Source organism: Lysinibacillus sphaericus (genome assembly GCF_002982115.1).
Taxonomy (GTDB): Bacteria; Bacillota; Bacilli; order Bacillales_A; family Planococcaceae; genus Lysinibacillus; species Lysinibacillus sphaericus.
On sequence record NZ_CP019980.1, the window covers coordinates 616,017 to 639,344 of the forward strand.

Genomic DNA, 23,328 nt, shown 5'->3' on the forward strand with positions numbered 1-23,328 from the left:
AGGACATAGGCATTCTTATGTTTTAAGGCAAGGAAATGATATACAGGGGGATATTAGTAAAACTTTCTTTCCTAGATACTTCTTTTCTAGTCTAGTGTCTGCATTAACAGTAATTTTACTTAATGTAGTAGTGGTGTACAAGCCTGCACTCCTTTTGGCTTGATTCTAAGCTATCTGATGAAGTTTAGATGGATGGAAGTCAACAATCTTTTAGAAAACAGCCATTTTTAAATAACAAAGGTTATGAGTGGGAATAATCACTAATAGCAAGAGTCCTAAATGCCCTGATAACACAGGGGTTTAGGGCTTTTTTTTGTTGCGTGGGGATGACGAGTGTAACATGAAGATAGACCATAAACCATTGTAGAATGGGTGAAATTGCTGGAAAAGTGTTGGATGTAGTAAACTAAGTTTATGAAATACGTTGGCTTTTAATTGAGGGGGATGAAAATGGAGAAAAGTATTGCGACGATTCACACATTAGCTGTTGGTATGCCAAAAGAATTGAACTATAGCAACGGGCGATCAATGATAACAGGAATTGAAAAACAAGAAGTACAAGAAGTTTATTTGGGAAAGAGTGGTTTTGAGGGAGATGATGTAGCAGATAAAAAACATCATGGTGGGCCTGATCGTGCTGTTTGTTTATATCCTGCAGAGCATTACATACAATGGGAGCAAGAACTAGGTAAAAAATTGCCGACTGCAACATTCGGTGAGAATTTAACGGTAACGAACATGTTGGAAGCGGATGTTTGTATAGGAGATACTTATAAAATTGGAGATGCTGTTATTCAAATTACGCAAGGGCGTATTCCGTGTAGCACGATTGATAGATATGCAAAGGCAGATGTATTGCTCAAACGTTTAATTGAAACGGGGTATACGGGCTACCTTGCACGTGTGCTAATCGAGGGAACAATCAGTGCAAATTCAACGATTGAATTGATTGAAAGACATCCTGCGGGTATATCTGTTTTATATTGCAACGAAGTCTATTATAAAAACAATGATGTAGGTGCGATGAAGAAAATTCAAGCGGTGGATGCGTTAGCGTTAGATTGGCAACAAAAGTTAGAAAAAAAGATTCAGTCATTACAGAGTCGAGTAGGGAAGTAAAGCACAAAAGTATAAGAACCCCCTTTAGCTTTTAGGCTATAGGGGGTTCTTATTTATGTAAGGAATTTCAATGGATTAGCTTACGATCAAATGAATTGCATCCTAAATAGCATGTTATTACAATAAAATCGTCTAAAACGATAATTGTTTGTGTAGTAATGAGTAGTGAAAAAATTGAAAGGAATGGAGATAATGTTACGAAAATATAAGTATAGCGTGATTTTATTTAGTTACATATCACTGGTGCTTGTATTGCCAAAGCTTTTTAATTCGCCCGCTAATCAGACTGAATTAAATACTTTCTTATTACTATTTTGTCTTGCGCATGGAATGGTTTGTATCATAGCCTTTATAGCATTACGTAGCCTAGTAATTCTTGGTTTGAAAGATATTCGAAACAAACCTTTAAAATTTATTCAATTGTTTATTGTTGGATTGTTGTTACTATATCTAGGTGTAATGTTTATAGATCCGCTAGTTGATTCTTTTGCTAACTCGTCAAATCAATCTAGCGTCAATCATGTTTTGCAGATAGCACAAGGTATAATGCTATTTGTCTTTTTGTTTCCAGTCGTTTTGCTAGGACCGGTGAATGAGGAGATAATATTTAGGGAAATCATTCTGAAAAAGTTAAAGACAAAGATAGGGGTTTATTTCTCGATTGGAATTTCAAGTTTCTTATTTGGTCTTTTACATGTACATAGTTTTTCGGAAATTGTTCAAGTGATACCTTACTTTTACTCTGGGCTCGTCTTTGGCGTCATTTATTACAAATCGAATTTTAATATCGTGTATTCAATAACCCTCCATATCTTTAACAATTGTATTGCGATGCTTTTTACACTTTAAAAAGAACTCATAGAAAAAGAGTTCTTTTTCTTTATTTTTCTATGTTTTTTCCAAAAACTGAACATTAATTCCGTATTTTATACGAACTTTCGTATTTTTTTTATAAGAAATGTTCGGAAATGGGGTTGAAATCTAAAAAACGAAATGATATATTACGATTGTAAATTAAATAAGTCGTCGTATAATGTCGGGGATAAGGCCCGTGAGTTTCTACCAAGTTACCGTAAATAACTTGACTACGATTTTAGTTTTATACGAATGTATAGTAACTAATTTATTTCACACATTATGAGTGCTGAAATGTATCGTAGACATGCGACTAGTAGAGTAGTCAGCGTGTCTTTTTTGTTTTCGGTATTGAAGACGACAATACGGAGGATCTTTAAAAAATGAAAAAATATTTCATGTTCGATGAATTAGGTACTAATTATCGCCGCGAAATAATTGGTGGTATTACAACATTCCTTGCCATGGCTTATATTTTAGCAGTTAACCCAGGTATTCTGGAAAATGCAGGGATGGATAAAGGTGCTGTATTCGTAGCAACAGCATTAGCAGCAGCAGTCGGTTCTTTGATTATGGGTATTTTCGCTAAATTCCCAATCTCATTAGCTCCAGGTATGGGATTGAATGCATTCTTTGCTTTCACTGTAGTAGGAGCATATGGTATTCCTTGGCAAACTGGGTTAACAGGTGTGTTTTTCTCAGGGATTATTTTTATTATCCTTTCACTTACAGGTATTCGTGAAACAGTTATTAATGCAATTCCAGCACAACTTAAATATGCAGTATCAGCTGGTATTGGTTTATTTATCACATTCGTAGGGTTACAAGGAGCGGGTATCGTTGTAGATAGTCCAGCAACTTTAGTAACATTAGGTGCATTTACAGGTTCAACTCTTTTAGCAGTGTTCGGTATTATTATTTCTGTCATCCTTATTTTAAAATTCCGCAGCGTCGGTATTTTCTTAGGGATGGTTATTACAGCGGTCGTTGGTATGATGACAGGTGTCATTGCACCACCTGTATCGGTTGTATCAGCAATTCCAAGTGTAGATTCAACATTTATGGTTGCACTTAAACCGATTTTTAATGACTTTGATTCTTTAATAAACGTTAAATTTTTAGTCGTAGTACTAACATTTTTATTCGTTGACTTTTTCGATACAGCAGGTACATTAATGGCTGTTGCTACTCAAGCTGGCCTAGTAAAAGACGATAAATTACCACGCGCAAGTCGTGCGCTTATGGCGGATGCATTAGCTACAACAATTGGTTCTTTATTCGGAACTTCAACAACTACTGCATATGTAGAATCAACTTCAGGTGTAGCAGCAGGTGCTCGTTCAGGTTTTGCCGCAGTTGTTACAGCAGTGCTATTCTTAATCGCGCTATTCTTCTCGCCATTACTTGCTGTTGTTACTTCGGCGGTAACAGCACCAGCACTTGTTATCGTAGGTGTGTTAATGGTTTCATCATTGCGTTTAATTGAATGGGATAAATTCGAAATTGCAGTTCCAGCGTTCTTCACAGTATTAATGATGCCGCTTGGTTATTCAATTGCAACAGGGATTGCAATTGGTTTCGTATTCTATCCTGTAACAATGCTTTTAGCAGGTCGTAAAAAAGAAATTCACCCAATGATGTACGGATTGTTCTTTGTCTTCCTTGCATACTTTATCTGGGTTCGATAATGTAAAGACGAAAAAGCTCCTCTTTGTGAAAACGAAGAGGAGCTTTTTATTCGAAATTGTTTGAGTGCCTGACACATAATATACTATAGAAGAAACTACTAGTTATTATTGACTGAATAGTTTTATTTCAATTAAACACTTGCAAACTATGTTACGAGATGTTATATTTAAACACGTTGTTACGAAACATGTGAACAACACACTGCAAGAAAATAATAGTTGACATCATATTGAATGTATGTTAAATTATAAAAAGTTACTTACTAGTAACTAACAAAATGAACCTTGAAAACTGAACAAGCAAAACGTAATCAATATAGTTTTTACTAGCTAACTTTGTTAGTGAACGAAACAAAATTTTGGACATCAAAATTGATGCCAGCAAAACAATTTGAGCTAATCAAATTTCTTTTATGGAGAGTTTGATCCTGGCTCAGGACGAACGCTGGCGGCGTGCCTAATACATGCAAGTCGAGCGAACAGAGAAGGAGCTTGCTCCTTTGACGTTAGCGGCGGACGGGTGAGTAACACGTGGGCAACCTACCCTATAGTTTGGGATAACTCCGGGAAACCGGGGCTAATACCGAATAATCTTTTGTCCCTCATGGGACAATACTGAAAGACGGTTTCGGCTGTCGCTATAGGATGGGCCCGCGGCGCATTAGCTAGTTGGTGAGGTAACGGCTCACCAAGGCAACGATGCGTAGCCGACCTGAGAGGGTGATCGGCCACACTGGGACTGAGACACGGCCCAGACTCCTACGGGAGGCAGCAGTAGGGAATCTTCCACAATGGGCGAAAGCTTGATGGAGCAACGCCGCGTGAGTGAAGAAGGATTTCGGTTCGTAAAACTCTGTTGTAAGGGAAGAACAAGTACAGTAGTAACTGGCTGTACCTTGACGGTACCTTATTAGAAAGCCACGGCTAACTACGTGCCAGCAGCCGCGGTAATACGTAGGTGGCAAGCGTTGTCCGGAATTATTGGGCGTAAAGCGCGCGCAGGTGGTTTCTTAAGTCTGATGTGAAAGCCCACGGCTCAACCGTGGAGGGTCATTGGAAACTGGGAGACTTGAGTGCAGAAGAGGATAGTGGAATTCCAAGTGTAGCGGTGAAATGCGTAGAGATTTGGAGGAACACCAGTGGCGAAGGCGACTATCTGGTCTGTAACTGACACTGAGGCGCGAAAGCGTGGGGAGCAAACAGGATTAGATACCCTGGTAGTCCACGCCGTAAACGATGAGTGCTAAGTGTTAGGGGGTTTCCGCCCCTTAGTGCTGCAGCTAACGCATTAAGCACTCCGCCTGGGGAGTACGGTCGCAAGACTGAAACTCAAAGGAATTGACGGGGGCCCGCACAAGCGGTGGAGCATGTGGTTTAATTCGAAGCAACGCGAAGAACCTTACCAGGTCTTGACATCCCGTTGACCACTGTAGAGATATGGTTTTCCCTTCGGGGACAACGGTGACAGGTGGTGCATGGTTGTCGTCAGCTCGTGTCGTGAGATGTTGGGTTAAGTCCCGCAACGAGCGCAACCCTTGATCTTAGTTGCCATCATTTAGTTGGGCACTCTAAGGTGACTGCCGGTGACAAACCGGAGGAAGGTGGGGATGACGTCAAATCATCATGCCCCTTATGACCTGGGCTACACACGTGCTACAATGGACGATACAAACGGTTGCCAACTCGCGAGAGGGAGCTAATCCGATAAAGTCGTTCTCAGTTCGGATTGTAGGCTGCAACTCGCCTACATGAAGCCGGAATCGCTAGTAATCGCGGATCAGCATGCCGCGGTGAATACGTTCCCGGGCCTTGTACACACCGCCCGTCACACCACGAGAGTTTGTAACACCCGAAGTCGGTGAGGTAACCTTTTGGAGCCAGCCGCCGAAGGTGGGATAGATGATTGGGGTGAAGTCGTAACAAGGTAGCCGTATCGGAAGGTGCGGCTGGATCACCTCCTTTCTAAGGATATTTTCGGAATACAAACCTTGGGTTTGTAAGATTACGTTTTGCGTTCAGTTTTGAAGGTTCATCATTACGATGAAATACTTCAAAACTTGTTCTTTGAAAACTGGATAAAACGACATTGAAATTGTAACAAACACATTTATTTTTTAATTAAGTTTTTTAGGCTTAATAACTAAATAGGGTTTCAAGACACAAGCAGTTCTAGGAAGCGAACGAGTGAATGAAGGAGCGTACTTACGTACGTGACTGATTGAACGAGAGAAGCTGACAACGAAATGCGCAGTGGATTGGAAGCCGATAGGTTAAGTTATTAAGGGCGCACGGCGAATGCCTTGGCACTAGGAGCCGAAGAAGGACGGCACTAACACCGATATGCTTCGGGGAGCTGTAAGTGAGCTTTGATCCGGAGATTTCCGAATGGGGGAACCCACTACGTTTAATCGCGTAGTATCTTGACGTGAATACATAGCGTCTTGAAGGCAGACCCAGGGAACTGAAACATCTAAGTACCTGGAGGAAGAGAAAGAAAAATCGATTCCCTGAGTAGCGGCGAGCGAAACGGGAAGAGCCCAAACCAAGAGGCTTGCCTCTTGGGGTTGTAGGACACTCTATACGGAGTTACAAAAGAATGAGTTAGATGAAGCGACTTGGAAAGGTCCGCCAGAGCAGGTAAAAGCCCTGTAGTCGAAAGTTCGTTCCCTCCAGAGTGGATCCTGAGTACGGCGGAACACGTGAAATTCCGTCGGAATCCGGGAGGACCATCTCCCAAGGCTAAATACTACCTAGTGACCGATAGTGAACCAGTACCGTGAGGGAAAGGTGAAAAGCACCCCGGAAGGGGAGTGAAAGAGATCCTGAAACCGTGTGCCTACAAGTAGTTAGAGCCCGTTAATGGGTGATAGCGTGCCTTTTGTAGAATGAACCGGCGAGTTACGATTACGTGCGAGGTTAAGCTTTAGAAGGCGGAGCCGCAGCGAAAGCGAGTCTGAATAGGGCGAATTAGTACGTGGTCGTAGACCCGAAACCAGGTGATCTACCCATGTCCAGGGTGAAGGTGAGGTAACACTTACTGGAGGCCCGAACCCACGCACGTTGAAAAGTGCGGGGATGAGGTGTGGGTAGCGGAGAAATTCCAATCGAACTTGGAGATAGCTGGTTCTCTCCGAAATAGCTTTAGGGCTAGCCTCGTGATGAGAATACTGGAGGTAGAGCACTGTTTGGACTAGGGGGCCATCCCGGTTTACCGAATTCAGACAAACTCCGAATGCCAGATATTTATACACGGGAGTCAGACTGCGAGTGATAAGATCCGTAGTCAAAAGGGAAACAGCCCAGACCACCAGCTAAGGTCCCAAAGTAATCGTTAAGTGGAAAAGGATGTGGCGTTGCACAGACAACCAGGATGTTGGCTTAGAAGCAGCCATCATTTAAAGAGTGCGTAATAGCTCACTGGTCGAGTGACGCTGCGCCGAAAATGTATCGGGGCTAAACGATTCACCGAAGCTGTGGATTGACATCTACGATGTCAGTGGTAGGAGAGCGTTCTAAGTGCGTTGAAGTCAGACCGGAAGGACTGGTGGAGCGCTTAGAAGTGAGAATGCCGGTATGAGTAGCGAAAGACGGGTGAGAATCCCGTCCACCGTATGACTAAGGTTTCCTGAGGAAGGCTCGTCCGCTCAGGGTTAGTCGGGACCTAAGCCGAGGCCGATAGGCGTAGGCGATGGACAACAGGTTGATATTCCTGTACCACCTCCTCACCGTTTGAGAAATGGGGGGACGCAGTAGGATAGGGTAAGCGCGCCGTTGGTTGTGCGCGTCCAAGCAGTAAGGCGTGTGTGTAGGCAAATCCGCACACTGTAACGTTGAGCTGTGATGGCGAGTCCGTATGGACGAAGTTCCTGATTTCACACTGCCAAGAAAAGCCTCTATCGAGGTGAGAGGTGCCCGTACCGCAAACCGACACAGGTAGTCGAGGAGAGAATCCTAAGGTGTGCGAGAGAACTCTCGTTAAGGAACTCGGCAAAATGACCCCGTAACTTCGGGAGAAGGGGTGCTCTTGAGCGTGCAAGCGCATGAGAGCCGCAGTGAATAGGCCCAGGCGACTGTTTAGCAAAAACACAGGTCTCTGCAAAACCGTAAGGTGACGTATAGGGGCTGACGCCTGCCCGGTGCTGGAAGGTTAAGAGGAGTGGTTAGCGCAAGCGAAGCTGCGAATTGAAGCCCCAGTAAACGGCGGCCGTAACTATAACGGTCCTAAGGTAGCGAAATTCCTTGTCGGGTAAGTTCCGACCCGCACGAAAGGCGTAACGATCTGGGCACTGTCTCAACGAGAGACTCGGTGAAATTATAGTACCTGTGAAGATGCAGGTTACCCGCGACAGGACGGAAAGACCCCGTGGAGCTTTACTGTAGCCTGATATTGAATTTTGGTACAACTTGTACAGGATAGGTAGGAGCCAGAGATCTCGGAGCGCCAGCTTCGAAGGAGGCGTCGGTGGGATACTACCCTGGTTGTATTGAAATTCTAACCCATGCCCCTTAGCGGGGCAGGAGACAGTGTCAGGCGGACAGTTTGACTGGGGCGGTCGCCTCCTAAAAGGTAACGGAGGCGCCCAAAGGTTCCCTCAGAATGGTTGGAAATCATTCGTAGAGTGTAAAGGCACAAGGGAGCTTGACTGCGAGACCTACAAGTCGAGCAGGGTCGAAAGACGGGCTTAGTGATCCGGTGGTTCCGCATGGAAGGGCCATCGCTCAACGGATAAAAGCTACCCCGGGGATAACAGGCTTATCTCCCCCAAGAGTCCACATCGACGGGGAGGTTTGGCACCTCGATGTCGGCTCATCGCATCCTGGGGCTGTAGTCGGTCCCAAGGGTTGGGCTGTTCGCCCATTAAAGCGGTACGCGAGCTGGGTTCAGAACGTCGTGAGACAGTTCGGTCCCTATCCGTCGTGGGCGTAGGAAATTTGAGAGGAGCTGTCCTTAGTACGAGAGGACCGGGATGGACACACCGCTGGTGTACCAGTTGTCTTGCCAAAGGCATCGCTGGGTAGCTATGTGTGGACGGGATAAGTGCTGAAAGCATCTAAGCATGAAGCCCCCCTCAAGATGAGATTTCCCATTACGCAAGTAAGTAAGATCCCTCAAAGACGATGAGGTAGATAGGTTCGAGGTGGAAGTGTGGTGACACATGGAGCTGACGAATACTAATCGATCGAGGACTTAACCAAAAAAGTTTGAAACATTCAATGCACCGTTTATCCAGTTTTGAAAGAACAACCTTTCATAAAAGGGTTTCAAGATACGAGTAGTTCGCGGAAGCGATTGAGAGAAGGAAGGAGCGTACGTCTGTACGTGACTGACTGAACGAATGAAGCTGACAAAGAAATACGATGTATATTGAAAGCCGTAAATAGTCTAGTGATGATGGCAAAGAGGTCACACCCGTTCCCATACCGAACACGGAAGTTAAGCTCTTTAGCGCCGATGGTAGTTGGGGGCTTCCCCCTGTGAGAGTAGGACGTCGCTAGGCAAGTTTAAAAGCCAAGGATATATTCCTTGGCTTTTTTTGTTTTTTGCATAATGTTTTGTGTGAAGGTACAGGATATACGATTGAGAAGCTTGAAATAGGGATATAAAACGCTACTATGATTATGAATTGTTACAATTTCGTGCATTCTTGAAGTGCCATATCGGGTATAATGGATTACAAGTAAGGAAGAATAATCATGACATGGATTGGAAGGAAGAACAGTTTGGGCAAAAAGCAAATTTGGTATGAAGTAGAAGAAAATGAAACAATCGAACAATGTTTAGAGAGAATGCGTCAAGATGGATATATGGCGATGGGACGGAAGGAAGAGCCTATTTTTCATCTAGTAAATGGCGAACCAACGTATTTACGTCAAAAAATACAATTTAAAGCGATGTTATGTCAAGATTCTGACTAAATATGACTTAAAACCGAACGATATTTAGTGGTGAAAATAAAATGTTCGCATTTTTGCATTGACGATAGTGTTTTCACTTGTTAAAATGTGATAAGGAAAACAATTAAATCCCTCATATATGCTAGAGAATTGGCTCTAGTGTCTCTACCCGGCACCGTAAATGCTGGACTATGCGGGAAAGCAACTTTTGGCATGTTACGGGAAGGTGTGTGTACAGATGTCTAAATCTGCATATTCTTTTCATAATAAGTCCTCAAGTAAGCTGCTTTCACGTGTATGGTAGAGAGTAGCTTATTTGAGGATTTTCTTTGTTCAAAAAGTAAAGAAATGCAGTGACTATTGAATAATAGAGGCTTGCACAATAATCGATCATTTTTCTATCGTTTAAAAGGAGCGACAATTCATGAATCCGAAAATCGGTGTCATTATGGGTAGTTCAAGTGACTGGGAAACTATGAAACATGCGTGTGATATTTTAGATGAATTACAAGTACCGTACGAGAAAAAAGTAGTATCAGCACATCGTACGCCTGATTTAATGTTTGAGTACGCTGAAGCAGCACGTGGGCGAGGTATTCAAGTGATTATTGCAGGTGCTGGAGGTGCAGCACATTTACCAGGTATGGTAGCAGCTAAAACAACATTACCTGTTATTGGCGTGCCAGTACAATCTCGTGCACTTAATGGTCTTGATTCACTGTTATCAATTGTACAAATGCCAGGTGGTGTACCTGTAGCAACTGTCGCAATCGGAAAAGCAGGTGCAACAAATGCAGGCTTGCTTGCAGCGCAAATTTTGTCGACAACAGACATAGAGCTTGCTAATAAACTAGATGCTAGACGCGAGGCGACGAAGCAACAAGTATTGGAAAGCACAGGTGACTTAGTGTGACGAAAATTATTTATCCAGGACAAACGATAGGTATTATCGGAGGAGGACAGCTTGGCCGTATGATGGCACTTGCTGCAAAGGAAGCAGGATTTAAAATAGCTGTTCTTGAGCCGACAATGGATTCACCATGTGGACAGGTTGCAGATATCCGAATTGTGGCACCTTATGATGATGAAGCTGCATTAGAGGAACTTGCAGAAGTCAGTGACGTTATTACGTATGAGTTTGAAAATATCGATTACGATGGTTTAAAACGATTAACTCAAATGGCTTACGTACCACAAGGAGCTGAATTAGTACGCATTACACAAAACCGCGTGACTGAGAAGGAAGCAATTGTGAAAGCTGGCTGTCCAGTAGCTCCTTATATAGTAGCTAATACATACGAGGAATTGGTCGCGAGTATTGACAAGATCAGTTATCCGTGTATCGTAAAAACTGCAAGAGGTGGCTATGATGGCAAAGGGCAGCAGCTTCTAAATTCAGCAGCGGATTTACCATTAGCAGAAGGGCTTTTCGCTCATTCACAATGTATTGCTGAAGGGTTTGTACCTTTTGTGAAAGAAGTATCAGTTATTGTACAGCGAAACGGTGACGGAGAATTATATTGTCAGCCTGTTGGTGAAAATATTCATGTTCATCATATTTTACACGAAACAATTGTACCTGCTCGTATCGAAAAGATGACAGCACAGTCTGCTGAGCAAGAGGCTATAAAAATAGCTGATTACTTAAATTTAGTAGGGACGCTGGCGGTAGAAATGTTCGTTTTAGAAAACGGCGAAATTATTATTAATGAACTAGCACCGAGACCACATAATTCTGGTCACTATTCAATAGAGGCATGTAATATATCACAATTCCATCAGCATATCCGTGCTATTTGTGGTTGGCCATTGCGCAAACCGCAACTTTGGGCACCATCAATAATGGTGAATGTATTAGGGCAGCATGTTATGCCACTTAGTAACTCAATTGCAAAATATCCTGAATGGTCATTGCATCTTTATGGGAAAGCTGAAGCTAAGGTGAACCGTAAGATGGGCCACGTAACGATTATGACAAAAGATTTAGAAGCAACATTACAACAAATCGAAAGTTCTGGCATTTGGTCAGAATAGAAGGAGATACGCAATGATTGAACGTTACACAAGACCCGAGATGGGCGCAATTTGGACAGAACAAAATAAATACCAAGCTTGGTTAGAGGTTGAAATTTTAGCATGTGAAGCTTGGGCGGAGATTGGCGATATTCCAAAAGAAGATGTAGCTAAAATTCGTGAAAATGCTTCATTTGATGTAAATCGTATTTTAGAAATTGAGAAAGAAACGCGTCATGACGTAGTGGCATTTACACGTGCTGTATCTGAAACACTTGGCGAAGAGCGTAAATGGGTGCACTACGGTTTAACTTCAACAGACGTGGTTGACACAGCCCTTTCTTATTTGATTAAACAAGCGAATGATATTTTACGAAAAGATATTGTGAATTTTATTGATATTATTGCAGCAAAAGCGAAAGAGCATAAACATACAGTTATGATGGGTCGTACACATGGTGTACATGCTGAACCAACAACGTTCGGTTTAAAATTAGGCTTATGGTATGAAGAAATGAAACGTAACTTAGAACGCTTTGAAGCAGCTGCTCAAGTGATTGAAACAGGTAAAATGTCTGGTGCAGTTGGCACATATGCAAATATCGATCCACGCGTTGAACAATACGTATGTGACAAATTAGGGCTCGCAGCATCACCTATTTCTACACAAACATTACAGCGTGACCGCCATGCACAATATTTAGGCGCTCTTGCATTAATTGCAACATCAATTGAAAAATTCGCAACTGAAATTCGTGGATTGCAAAAATCAGAAACTCGAGAAGTAGAGGAAGCCTTTGCAAAAGGACAAAAAGGTTCATCTGCTATGCCGCATAAACGCAATCCAATCGGCTCTGAAAACATGGTTGGTATGTCACGTTTAATGCGTGGTTACATGGTAACAGCTTACGAAAACGTAGCATTATGGCATGAGCGTGATATTTCACATTCATCTGCGGAACGAGTTATTTTACCGGATGCAACGATTACACTGAACTATATGTTAAATCGCTTCGGTAACATCGTGAAAAATTTAACAGTATTCCCTGAAAACATGAAACGTAATATGGGTCGTACATTTGGACTGATTTACTCACAAAGAATTTTATTAGCACTAATCGATAAAGGGTTAGTACGTGAGGAAGCGTATGATACAGTTCAACCATTAGCGATGCAGGCGTGGGACGAGCAAGTGCAATTCCGTACGTTAGTTGATGCAAGTGAAAAAATCACTTCTTATTTAACGAAGGAAGAGTTAGATCATTGCTTTGATTACAACTACCACTTACAGCATGTAGATATGATTTTTGAACGTCTTGGACTTAACTAACAGTATTGAATCGATAGACAGTTAGTGCCACGACGGATGTTACGGGTTTTGAATCATACTTCAAGATTCAAAATCCATAACATCAATACGTCGAGGCGTATTTCATAATAATCTGGGGGAATGACGAAATGACGAAAGACCAACTTTTGTATGAAGGTAAAGCAAAAAAATTATATGCAACAGAAGATCCTACAATACTTTTAGTTGAATATAAGGATAGTGCAACAGCATTTAACGGTGAGAAAAAAGAGGAAATTGACGGGAAAGGCGTTTTAAATAATCGCATTACTTCATTAATTTTCGAAAAATTAAAAGCTAACGGAATTGCGTCACATTTCGTAAAACAATTGTCTGCTACAGAACAACTAGTGAAAAAGGTTGAAATCATTCCAATTGAAGTTGTTGTTCGTAACATAGCTGCAGGTAGCTTAGCAAAACGCCTTGGTTTAGAAGAAGGCACACCATTAAAACGCTCAATCGTAGAATTCTATTACAAGGATGATGCATTAGGCGATCCATTTATCACAACGGAGCATATTGATGTACTTGACCTTGCAACACCAGAAGAAGTAACAGCGATGTATGACGGTGCATTAGCTGTGAACAAAGTACTCCAACCAATTTTTGCTGATGTGGATGTCACGCTAATTGACTTTAAACTTGAATTTGGCCGTGATACGAACGGAGATGTATTATTGGCAGATGAAATCTCACCAGATACATGCAGACTTTGGGATACAAAAACAAAGCAAAAGTTGGACAAAGATGTCTTTCGTCGAGACCTTGGTAATTTAACTGAAGTATACACTATTATTCTTTCTAGACTCGGAGGCAAATAACAATGAAAAAAGTTAAAATTTACGTAACATTACGTGAGAGTATTCTAGATCCACAAGGTTCAGCAGTACAAGGTTCTTTAGCGAAAATGGGCTACGGTGAAGTAGAAGATTTACGTATCGGTAAATATCTTGAACTAACTGTCGGAGATTCTGCGCGCGATATTGATACTCTAGTAAAAGAAATGTGTGAAAAAGTTTTAACAAATGTAGTAATTGAGGACTACCGTTACGAAGTCGAGGAGGCTAACTAATCATGAAATTCGCAGTACTCGTATTCCCTGGGTCAAACTGTGACATCGATATGTATCATGCGATTAAAGACGAACTAGGTGAAGAAGTAGAATATGTATGGCACGCAGAAACAGATTTAAGTGGCTTTGACGGTATTCTAGTACCAGGCGGCTTCTCTTATGGTGACTATTTACGTTGTGGCGCTATGGCAAACCAATCCAATATTATGGCAGAAGTAAAAAAAGCAGCAGATGCGGGTAAGCCAGTCTTGGGTGTTTGTAACGGGTTCCAAATTCTAACAGAAGTAGGCTTATTACCAGGTGCTTTACTACGTAATAAAAACCTAAAATTCATGTGTCGTACAATACAGCTTAAAGTTGAAAACAACAATACATTATTCACAAATCAATATGAGCAAGGTCAAGTAATCAATATTCCAATCGCACACGGTGAAGGTAACTATTATTGTGACGAGGAAACATTACAAAAACTAAAAGATAACAATCAAATTGTGTTCACATACTCAGGAGAAAATCCAAACGGTTCTTTAGAAGATATCGCAGGGATTATTAACGAGCGCGGAAATGTATTAGGAATGATGCCTCACCCAGAACGAGCTGTCGATGCACTTGTGGGCGGAGCCGATGGTCTAGCAGTATTCAAATCAATTGTGAAGCAGTGGAGGGAAAATCATGTCAACAACTAAGTTTGAGCCAACAGCACAGCAAATTAAAGATGAAAAGCTATACGCTGGAATGGGGATGTCAGACGAAGAATTTGCAATGGTAGAAGGTATTCTAGGTCGCCTACCAAACTGGACAGAGACAGGTCTTTTCTCAGTAATGTGGTCTGAACACTGCTCATATAAAAATTCAAAACCAGTATTACGTAAATTCCCAACAAAAGGGCCACAAGTATTACAAGGTCCTGGTGAAGGTGCAGGGATTGTAGATATTGGTGATGAGCAAGCCGTTGTATTTAAAATGGAATCACATAACCACCCTTCGGCAATCGAGCCGTATCAAGGTGCAGCAACAGGTGTTGGCGGTATTATTCGCGATGTATTCTCAATGGGTGCACGTCCAATTGCGATGCTAAACTCATTACGCTTCGGAGAGTTAAAATCAGCACGTGGTAAATATTTATTCGAAGAAGTAGTTGCTGGTATTGCTGGCTATGGTAACTGTATCGGGATTCCAACTGTTGGTGGCGAAATTCAATTCGACCCTTGCTACGAAGGTAATCCATTAGTAAATGCAATGTGTGTTGGGCTAATTGATCACAAGGATATTCAACGTGGTATTGCTGCGGGTGTAGGAAATACAGTGATGTACGTAGGAGCAAAAACAGGTCGTGATGGTATCCATGGAGCGACGTTTGCCTCTGAAGAATTAACAGAGGAATCAGAAAATCAACGTCCAGCTGTGCAAGTAGGGGACCCATTTATGGAAAAACTACTACTTGAAGCTTGTTTAGAAGTTGTAAAATCTGATGCGCTAGTTGGTATTCAAGATATGGGTGCTGCGGGTCTTACTTCATCTTCAGCAGAGATGGCTTCTAAAGCTGGATCTGGTGTAGAAATGAACCTAGATTTAGTACCACAACGTGAAACAGGTATGACTGCATATGAGATGATGTTATCTGAATCTCAAGAACGTATGTTATTAGTTGTGAAAAAAGGTCGCGAAGATGAAATTAAAGCGATTTTCGATAAATATGATTTAGATGCAGTAGCAATTGGTGTTGTAACAGATGATAAAATGTTGCGTTTACTGCACAAAGGTGAAGTTGTGGCGAATGTACCAGCAGATGCATTAGCAGAAGATGCGCCAGTTTATCATAAGCCATCTGCTGAGCCTGCATACTACGCACAGTTCCAAGCAATGGACAATGCAGAACCAGTTGTAACAGATTATAAAGAAACGTTAAACGCATTGTTACAAGCACCTACGATTGCTTCAAAAGAATGGGTTTACGATCAATACGATTATCAAGTTCGTACATCAACAGTTGTAGCACCTGGTTCAGATGCTGCAGTTATCCGTGTACGTGGCACAAATAAAGGTCTTGCGATGACTACAGACTGTAACTCTCGCTACATTTACCTTGATCCTGAAGTGGGCGGCGCGATTGCAGTAGCAGAAGCAGCGCGTAATATTGTCGCAACGGGTGGTACACCACTTGCTATTACAGACTGCTTAAACTTTGGTAATCCAGAGAAGCCAGAAATTTTCTGGCAAATTGAAAAATCTGCCGATGGTATTTCAGCAGCATGTACTGCACTCAATGCACCAGTAATCGGTGGTAACGTTTCTTTATACAATGAACGTTCCGGTGAAGCCGTTTATCCAACACCAACAATCGGTATGGTAGGTCTAATCGAAGACTTAGCACATGTAACAACGCAAGATGTGAAAGCAGCTGGCGATGTAGTATTTGTTATCGGTGAAACGAATACTGAATTTGGTGGTTCAGAACTTCAAAAATTATTAAATAACGGTGTCATCTCAGGAAAAGCACCTGCTATTAACCTAGAAGTAGAAGCAGCTCGTCAACAAGCATTGTTGAAAGCAATTAAAGCTGGACTTGTACAATCTGCACATGACGTAGCAGAGGGTGGTCTTGCTGTAGCACTTGCAGAAACGACATTTGGTGCACAAGGTTTAGGCATTGATGTAACACTAACAGGCTCTGCAACAACGGCTTTATTCAGTGAAACACAATTCCGTTTCGTTGTAACAGTCAAAGAAGAAAATGCAACTGCATTTGTAGAAACTGTAAAAGATGCACAAAAAATCGGTGTCGTAACAAACGATGCGCTTGTTAAAATCAACGGTGACAACGGTGTGCTTGTAGAAGGTACAGTGGAGGAATTCCGTTCTAGTTGGAAAGGAGCAATCCCATGCTTGCTGAACTCAGAGGCTTAAACGAAGAATGTGGGGTGTTTGGTATTTGGGGTAACCCAAATCCAGCACACCTTAGTTATTACGGGCTTCATGCTCTTCAACACCGTGGACAAGAAGGTGCTGGTATCGTCGTTTCTGACGGTCTACACCTGCGCGCGGTGAAAGGCGAAGGATTAGTAAATGATGTTTTCAACGAAGAGAAATTAAAAGCAGTGGACGGAAAAGCGGCAATTGCCCATGTTCGTTATACGACTGCTGGCGGTGGCGGAATCGAAAATGTACAGCCATTACTATTTCATTCATCAACAGGTAGCCTTTCAATTGCTCATAACGGTAACTTAGTCAATGCGACACACTTAAAACAGTATTTAGAGCGTCAAGGTAGTATTTTCCACTCTAGCTCAGATACAGAAGTGTTAGCGCATCTTATTAAGAAAAGCTCGCATTCACCATTCCGAGCAAAGGTGAAAAATGCCCTTTCGTTATTAAAGGGAGCGTATTCATTCTTAATTATGACCAAAGATGAAATGCTTGTTGCACGTGATCCACATGGTCTACGTCCTCTATCTCTTGGAAAACTAGGAGACGGTTGGGTTGTTGCTTCTGAAACTTGTGCTTTTGATTTAATAGGAGCAGAGTTTATACGTTCTGTGGAACCAGGGGAATTATTAATAATAAACGATGAAGGTGTAAAATCAGATCGTTTTGCAGATATGGAAAATCGCGCAATGTGTGCGATGGAGTATGTATACTTAGCACGTCCTGATTCCGATATTGATGGCATTAATGTGCATATGGCACGTAAACGTATGGGGAAACAACTCGCACGTGAATGCGCACATATTGAAGCGGATGTCGTAACTGGTGTACCTGACTCAAGTATTTCAGCAGCAATTGGCTTTGCTGAAGAAAGCGGTATTCCATATGAGCTAGGGTTAATAAAAAATCGTTATGTTGGTCGTACATTTATTCAACCGACCCAAGAATTGCGTGAACGTGGTGTAAAAATGAAGCTGTCACCTGTTGTGCAAGTTGTCAAAGGGAAACGCGTTGTAATGGTGGATGATTCAATTGTTCGTGGTACAACATCACGCCGTATTGTCAAAATGCTAAAGGATGCAGGTGCAGCAGAGGTGCATGTTGTGATTTCTTCTCCACCAATGACGGATCCTTGTTATTACGGTATTGATACTTCAACACATGAAGAGTTGATTGCTTCGAGCCATAGTGTGGATGAAATAAGAGACGCAATTGGTGCTGATTCACTAACATTCCTTTCAGTTGAAGGCATGGTCGAAACGATTGCACGTCCATTTGAGGATGAAAATAAAGGTCTTTGCTTAGCATGTTTTACAAGCAAATACCCAACAGAAATTTTCCCAGATACAATCTTACCACACGAAAAAGAACTGTTACGCTAAGTGTATGTTAATCAATAAAGCCTTGTTGGAGTACCCACATTCAAACGATGTTGGGTATCCTCTAAAGGTGAAAATGACATTGAGTTAGGATTGATATTCCCAGCATGATGTTGAACATAATTTTGTACGATTCTCTATATGTAAAAGTTAGGGATTTGTGCTGAATTAATTTAAAGGAGGATCTCTGCATGTCAAAAGCATATGAACAAGCAGGTGTAAATATTGAAGCGGGCTACGAAGCTGTTAAACGAATGAAGTCTCACGTTGAACGTACGAATCGACTAGGTGTGATGGGTACATTTGGAGGCTTTGGTGGTATGTTTGACTTGTCAGAACTAAATCTTAAAGAACCTGTTTTAATTTCAGGGACAGATGGTGTTGGGACAAAATTAAAATTAGCTTTCATGGTAGACAAGCACGATACAATTGGCGTGGACTGTGTTGCTATGTGTGTAAACGATATTGTAGCGCAAGGTGCAGAACCACTTTACTTTTTAGATTACGTGGCACTTGGTAAAGCAGAACCAGCGAAAATTGAACAAATCGTCAAAGGTGTTGCAGATGGCTGTGTGCAATCTGGTGCTGCTTTAATCGGTGGTGAGACTGCGGAAATGCCAGGTCTTTATGAAGAAGATGAGTATGATTTAGCAGGATTTGCTGTAGGCGCTTGTGAAAAATCAGCAATCGTAACAGGTGAAAAAATTGTTGAAGGTGATGTGCTTATTGGATTAGCGTCAAGCGGCGTCCATTCGAACGGCTATTCATTAGTGCGTAAAATCGTGTTTGCTGACAACGGCTATGCAGTGGATGCAGTTGTTGAAGGCTTCGAAGACTTAGGCCCAATTGGTGAAGCACTGTTAGTCCCAACTAAATTATATGCAAAACCAGTTCTTGCAACATTAAAAGCGGCTGATGTGCATGGTTGTGCACATGTAACGGGTGGCGGTTTCTATGAGAACTTACCACGTATGATGCCAGAAGGCTTAGCAACAGAAATTGACCTAGGTTCTTGGCCGGTTCTTCGTATTTTCGAATTTTTAAAAGAAAAAGGTCAGCTTGAAGATAAAGATTTATATAATGTCTTCAATATGGGCATTGGTTTCGTATTGGCTGTACCAGCAGCAGAAGCAGATAAAGTTATTGCTACAGCAGAAGCGAATGGTGAAAAAGCATACAAAATCGGTCGCGTTGTGAAAGGCGAGGGCGTTGTATTTAACGGCTCACATGATGGGAGCTTAGTGTAATGATTGCACCAGTAAAAATTGCCGTCTTTGCTTCAGGGAGCGGCAGTAATTTCCAAGCGATTCAAGAAGCGATTGAACGTGGCGAACTACATGCTAAAGTGGAGCTTGTTGTGACAGATAAGCCTGCTGCATTTGTTGTGACGCGTGCTGAAAAATTTGGTATCCCCGTCCTAGCTTTAAATCCAAAAGAATTTGCATCGAAAGCAGACTACGAAACGGCGATTATTGAAGCCTTACGTGAATGTGGTGTGCAGTGGATTGTACTTGCAGGGTATATGCGTCTAATTAGCGAAGTATTATTGGCGGCATATCCACAGCGTATTGTGAATATCCACCCTTCACTGTTACCATCCTTCCCAGGCAAAGATGCGATTGGACAAGCAATTGCACATGGTGTGAAAGTGACGGGTGTTACGGTGCATTTTGTAGATGAAGGCATGGATACAGGGCCTATTATTGCACAAGCTGCAGTTGCTGTTATCGAAGGTGATCGTGAGGCAACTGAAATGGCCATTCATCAGCAAGAGCATGTGTTATATACAAAAGCATTACAACAATTATTAAAGTAATGGATTGGTAGGTAGTTAGGTTTGGCTCATTGTAACAGGAAACGCTAATTGTTCCTGTAAGATTCGCTCAAATCATGATGAACTCCGCTCAAGTAGAACGAGTCGTTCAATAAGCACCTAACGCCGCTAAATCAAGATGGATAGATAATTCGTGGCTTTACACGAGACAAATTAGGAGGATTTCGTTGTGACAAAACGTGCATTAATCAGTGTTTCCAATAAAGATGGTATTTTAGAATTTGCCAAAGAATTAGTGGCATTAGGTTATGAAATTTTATCAACTGGTGGTACAAAAAAAATGTTACAGGACAATAATGTCGCAGTAACAGCAGTGGATGAAGTAACAAAATTCCCAGAAATTTTAGATGGGCGTGTAAAAACTTTAAATCCAATGATCCACGGTGGACTATTAGGGAAATTCGATGATGCTTCTCATCAAGCGCAAATGAATGAGCATGGAATTGAACCAATTGAAATTGTTTGTGTTAATCTTTATCCGTTTGTTGAAACAATTTCAAAGCCTAATGTAACATGGGATGATGCCATCGAAAATATCGATATTGGTGGTCCAACAATGCTACGTTCAGCAGCTAAAAATCATCAATATGTAACAGTCATTGTAGATAGCAATGACTATGCAACTGTATTAGAAGAATTGAAAGCAACTGGTGCTACAACGATTGAAACACGTCGTAAGCTAGCAGCAAAGGTTTTCCGTCACACAGCAGCGTATGATTCTTATATTTCAAATCACTTAACAGAGGAAGCGTTCCCTGAAAGCCTAACGCTTACTTATGAATTAAAGCAAAACTTACGTTATGGTGAAAATCCTCATCAAAAAGCCGCGTTTTATCAAAAACGTCTTGGTTCGGATTTCTCATTAGCTTATGCTACGCAATTACACGGAAAAGAATTATCATACAATAACATTCAAGATGGTAATGCTGCACTTCAAATCGTGAAAGAATTTGAAATGCCTGCAGCAGTTGCTGTGAAGCATATGAATCCATGTGGTGTTGGTACAGGTGTAACGCTAGAAGAAGCTTTTGACAAAGCATATGCAGCCGATCCTACATCTATTTTCGGTGGAATTATTGCATTGAACATGGAAGTAGATGCGGCAACGGCAGAAAAGTTAAGCCATATTTTCTTAGAGATTATTATTGCGCCATCTTTCACGCAAGAAGCATTAGATATTCTTACACAAAAGAAAAATATTCGCTTATTAACAATTCCATTTGAGCAAGCTAAAAAAGATCAATTTAACGTTGTATCTGTTGAAGGTGGCTTACTTGTACAAGAGCCAGACAGCTATGGCTTTGGTGATGCAGACATTAAAGTAGTGACAGATAGAGAGCCTACTGACAAAGAATGGGAAGCATTACAACTTGGCTGGGCTGTAGTTAAACATGTGAAATCAAATGCAATCGTTGTAACAGATTCTCAAATGACATTAGGTGTTGGCGCTGGTCAAATGAACCGTGTAGGTGCTGCGAAAATCGCTTTCGAACAAGCTGGTGATAAAGCAAAAGGTGCTGCTTTAGCATCTGACGCATTCTTCCCTATGAGTGATACAGTAGAAGCAGCTCATGCGGCAGGAATTACAGCCATTATTCAACCAGGTGGCTCTATTAAAGACCAAGATTCGATTGATAAAGCAAATGAGTACGGCATTGCAATGGTGTTTACAGGCGTACGTCACTTCAAGCATTAATCATCGCTATATAAAAATATACAAATAATAAAGGGTTTGTCCTAATAAGGAAAATAGTATACTGGGAGCGTTTCTAGTATACTATTTTTTCTATAAAAGCATATAAATGCTCTAACTCACATGAGGTTCGAAGGATTTACTTAGAGCAGCTTATTAGACAGCTCTTACTCTTAAAGAGGAGGATACACTAATTATGAACGTATTAGTTATAGGAAGTGGCGGTCGTGAGCATGCAATTGCCAAACAATTTAGCATTTCTCCGTCCGTAAAAAAAGTATTCGTAGCGCCAGGTAATGATGGGATGCGAGAAGATGTTGAAGTTGTTGCGATTGACACAATGGATTTTGCAGGACTTGCACAATTTGCTAAAGAAAACGAAGTAGATTTAACATTTGTTGGTCCAGAGCAACCACTTGCAGAAGGGATTGTCGATTTCTTTACGCAACGTGGTTTACGCGTATTTGGTCCAACGAAGGCAGCAGCGCAAATTGAAAGCAGTAAATCATATGCCAAAGATATTATGAATAAATATCATATTCCTACCGCTGCACATGCAACATTTACAGAATCAGAAAAAGCGATTGACTATATTAAAGCCCAAGGTGCACCAATTGTTATTAAGGCAGATGGCTTAGCGGCTGGTAAAGGTGTAGTAGTAGCTATGACAGAAGAAGAAGCGATTGATGCCGTACAGGATATGATCGGGAATCAGCGTTTTGGTGAGTCTTCATCTCGTGTAGTGATTGAAGAATTCCTTGATGGTGAAGAATTCTCCTTTATGTCTTTTGTACATAAAGGACAAATTTATCCAATGGTGATTGCACAAGACCATAAACGGGCTTATGACGGCGATAAAGGACCAAACACAGGTGGCATGGGTGCATATTCTCCTGTCCCACAAATATCGCAGGATGTAGTGGATGTCGCCTATCGAACAGTAGTTGAGCCGACTGTTAAAGGAATGGAAGCAGATGGGGTATCATTTACGGGTATTTTGTATGCGGGTCTAATTTTAACAAAAACGGGTCCTAAAGTAATCGAATTCAATGCGCGCTTTGGTGATCCAGAAACGCAGGTCGTCCTTCCACGCATGCAATCCGATTTCGGTGCCTTTATGAACGCATTAATGGAGGAAAAACCATTTGATTTGCAATGGTCAAATGAAGCGATGTTAGGCGTTGTTATTGCTGCTGAAGGATATCCTGGTGATGTGGAGAAAGGAAATGCGTTACCGAACTTAGAAACACTTTCAGCTTCACATGCAGTCTACCATGCAGGTACGAAGTTTGTAGATGGAAAATATGTAGGGAATGGTGGGCGTGTTTTACTTGTCGCGGCAAAAGCATCTACCTTACAAGAAGCACAAGAAAAAGTTTATGCTGGCATTGCCACAGTTGAATGGAACAACTTCTTCTATCGCAAAGATATTGGCTGGCGTACATTTAAATAACATTTACGAATATTTTTCATAGACTTTTCATTTCTCTAAAAAGTAAGGAGCCGT

The 23,328-nt window shown here is 41.7% G+C and carries 16 protein-coding genes, 3 rRNA genes and 2 riboswitches; all 19 genes read left to right on the top strand.

All coding sequences use genetic code 11. The features are described 5' to 3' along the window. The first annotated feature begins 450 nt into the window (after nt 1-450). On the top strand, nt 451-1,119 hold the full coding sequence (locus LS41612_RS03060; protein WP_024363993.1) for an MOSC domain-containing protein: 669 nt from the start codon (nt 451-453) through the stop codon (nt 1,117-1,119). Between the two features lie 546 nt (nt 1,120-1,665). Next, on the top strand, nt 1,666-1,968 hold the full coding sequence (locus LS41612_RS23840; RefSeq protein WP_371830860.1) for a CPBP family intramembrane glutamic endopeptidase: 303 nt from the start codon (nt 1,666-1,668) through the stop codon (nt 1,966-1,968). A 157-nt stretch (nt 1,969-2,125) separates the two neighbouring features. Then, a riboswitch (purine riboswitch) is annotated at nt 2,126-2,227 on the top strand. Nucleotides 2,228-2,357: 130 nt separating this feature from the next. Then, the gene (locus tag LS41612_RS03070; protein WP_024363995.1) at nt 2,358-3,662 is read left to right on the top strand and encodes an NCS2 family permease; all 1,305 of its coding nucleotides are present in this window, start codon (nt 2,358-2,360) and stop codon (nt 3,660-3,662) included. Between the two features lie 410 nt (nt 3,663-4,072). Then, nucleotides 4,073-5,624 (top strand): 16S ribosomal RNA (locus LS41612_RS03075). 306 nt (nt 5,625-5,930) lie between these two features. Continuing rightward, nucleotides 5,931-8,858, top strand: a 23S ribosomal RNA gene (locus LS41612_RS03080). 186 nt (nt 8,859-9,044) lie between these two features. Continuing rightward, nucleotides 9,045-9,160 (top strand): 5S ribosomal RNA (rrf, locus tag LS41612_RS03085). The 16S, 23S and 5S rRNA genes sit together here, the layout of an rRNA operon. Nucleotides 9,161-9,383: 223 nt before the next feature. Continuing rightward, nucleotides 9,384-9,578, top strand: coding sequence for an NETI motif-containing protein (locus tag LS41612_RS03090; protein WP_024364453.1), 195 nt, complete (start codon nt 9,384-9,386; stop codon nt 9,576-9,578). A gap of 92 nt (nt 9,579-9,670) precedes the next feature. Further along, nucleotides 9,671-9,769: riboswitch (purine riboswitch) on the top strand. Nucleotides 9,770-9,981: 212 nt separating this feature from the next. Continuing rightward, nucleotides 9,982-10,470 (top strand): 5-(carboxyamino)imidazole ribonucleotide mutase, encoded by a 489-nt coding sequence (purE, locus tag LS41612_RS03095; protein ID WP_024364454.1) that lies wholly within the window; start codon nt 9,982-9,984, stop codon nt 10,468-10,470. Then, nucleotides 10,467-11,591: a 5-(carboxyamino)imidazole ribonucleotide synthase gene (gene purK, locus LS41612_RS03100; RefSeq protein WP_024364455.1), complete on the top strand. Its 1,125-nt coding sequence runs from the start codon at nt 10,467-10,469 to the stop codon at nt 11,589-11,591. Before purE ends, purK begins: the two co-directional genes overlap by 4 nt. A 13-nt stretch (nt 11,592-11,604) precedes the next feature. Continuing rightward, complete coding sequence (gene purB, locus LS41612_RS03105) at nt 11,605-12,900, top strand: adenylosuccinate lyase (protein ID WP_024364456.1); 1,296 nt, start codon at nt 11,605-11,607, stop codon at nt 12,898-12,900. A 128-nt stretch (nt 12,901-13,028) separates the two neighbouring features. After that, entirely contained in the window at nt 13,029-13,739 is a 711-nt protein-coding gene (purC, locus tag LS41612_RS03110) for a phosphoribosylaminoimidazolesuccinocarboxamide synthase (RefSeq protein ID WP_024364457.1), read from the top strand. Between the two features lie 2 nt (nt 13,740-13,741). Next, nucleotides 13,742-13,990 (top strand): phosphoribosylformylglycinamidine synthase subunit PurS, encoded by a 249-nt coding sequence (gene purS, locus LS41612_RS03115; RefSeq protein ID WP_024364458.1) that lies wholly within the window; start codon nt 13,742-13,744, stop codon nt 13,988-13,990. A 2-nt stretch (nt 13,991-13,992) separates the two neighbouring features. Next, nucleotides 13,993-14,676, top strand: a complete 684-nt coding sequence (purQ, locus tag LS41612_RS03120; RefSeq protein WP_024364459.1) for a phosphoribosylformylglycinamidine synthase subunit PurQ — start codon at nt 13,993-13,995, stop codon at nt 14,674-14,676. Next, on the top strand, nt 14,663-16,897 hold the full coding sequence (gene purL / locus LS41612_RS03125; protein ID WP_024364460.1) for a phosphoribosylformylglycinamidine synthase subunit PurL: 2,235 nt from the start codon (nt 14,663-14,665) through the stop codon (nt 16,895-16,897). Before purQ ends, purL begins: the two co-directional genes overlap by 14 nt. Beyond that, nucleotides 16,873-18,297: an amidophosphoribosyltransferase gene (gene purF / locus LS41612_RS03130; RefSeq protein ID WP_024364461.1), complete on the top strand. Its 1,425-nt coding sequence runs from the start codon at nt 16,873-16,875 to the stop codon at nt 18,295-18,297. Before purL ends, purF begins: the two co-directional genes overlap by 25 nt. A gap of 188 nt (nt 18,298-18,485) precedes the next feature. Next, nucleotides 18,486-19,541, top strand: coding sequence for a phosphoribosylformylglycinamidine cyclo-ligase (gene purM, locus LS41612_RS03135; protein WP_024364462.1), 1,056 nt, complete (start codon nt 18,486-18,488; stop codon nt 19,539-19,541). Next, a complete protein-coding gene (gene purN, locus LS41612_RS03140; protein WP_024364463.1) occupies nt 19,541-20,110 on the top strand; it encodes a phosphoribosylglycinamide formyltransferase in 570 nt (189 codons plus the stop codon). Before purM ends, purN begins: the two co-directional genes overlap by 1 nt. A 187-nt stretch (nt 20,111-20,297) precedes the next feature. Next, nucleotides 20,298-21,824, top strand: coding sequence for a bifunctional phosphoribosylaminoimidazolecarboxamide formyltransferase/IMP cyclohydrolase (gene purH, locus LS41612_RS03145; protein WP_024364464.1), 1,527 nt, complete (start codon nt 20,298-20,300; stop codon nt 21,822-21,824). A gap of 193 nt (nt 21,825-22,017) precedes the next feature. Continuing rightward, nucleotides 22,018-23,274 (top strand): phosphoribosylamine--glycine ligase, encoded by a 1,257-nt coding sequence (purD, locus tag LS41612_RS03150; RefSeq protein WP_024364465.1) that lies wholly within the window; start codon nt 22,018-22,020, stop codon nt 23,272-23,274. Nucleotides 23,275-23,328 lie beyond the last annotated feature (54 nt).

Bases quoted from the DNA above. Each gene is read 5' to 3' on its own strand.
- LS41612_RS03060 (WP_024363993.1), top strand. From the start codon at position 451: ATGGAGAAAAGTATTGCGACGATTCACACATTAGCTGTTGGTATGCCA.
- LS41612_RS23840 (WP_371830860.1), top strand. From the start codon at position 1,666: ATGCTATTTGTCTTTTTGTTTCCAGTCGTTTTGCTAGGACCGGTGAAT.
- LS41612_RS03070 (WP_024363995.1), top strand. From the start codon at position 2,358: ATGAAAAAATATTTCATGTTCGATGAATTAGGTACTAATTATCGCCGC.
- purE (WP_024364454.1), top strand. From the start codon at position 9,982: ATGAATCCGAAAATCGGTGTCATTATGGGTAGTTCAAGTGACTGGGAA.
- purB (WP_024364456.1), top strand. From the start codon at position 11,605: ATGATTGAACGTTACACAAGACCCGAGATGGGCGCAATTTGGACAGAA.
- purC (WP_024364457.1), top strand. From the start codon at position 13,029: ATGACGAAAGACCAACTTTTGTATGAAGGTAAAGCAAAAAAATTATAT.
- purS (WP_024364458.1), top strand. From the start codon at position 13,742: ATGAAAAAAGTTAAAATTTACGTAACATTACGTGAGAGTATTCTAGAT.
- purQ (WP_024364459.1), top strand. From the start codon at position 13,993: ATGAAATTCGCAGTACTCGTATTCCCTGGGTCAAACTGTGACATCGAT.
- purL (WP_024364460.1), top strand. From the start codon at position 14,663: ATGTCAACAACTAAGTTTGAGCCAACAGCACAGCAAATTAAAGATGAA.
- purF (WP_024364461.1), top strand. From the start codon at position 16,873: ATGCTTGCTGAACTCAGAGGCTTAAACGAAGAATGTGGGGTGTTTGGT.
- purM (WP_024364462.1), top strand. From the start codon at position 18,486: ATGTCAAAAGCATATGAACAAGCAGGTGTAAATATTGAAGCGGGCTAC.
- purN (WP_024364463.1), top strand. From the start codon at position 19,541: ATGATTGCACCAGTAAAAATTGCCGTCTTTGCTTCAGGGAGCGGCAGT.
- purD (WP_024364465.1), top strand. From the start codon at position 22,018: ATGAACGTATTAGTTATAGGAAGTGGCGGTCGTGAGCATGCAATTGCC.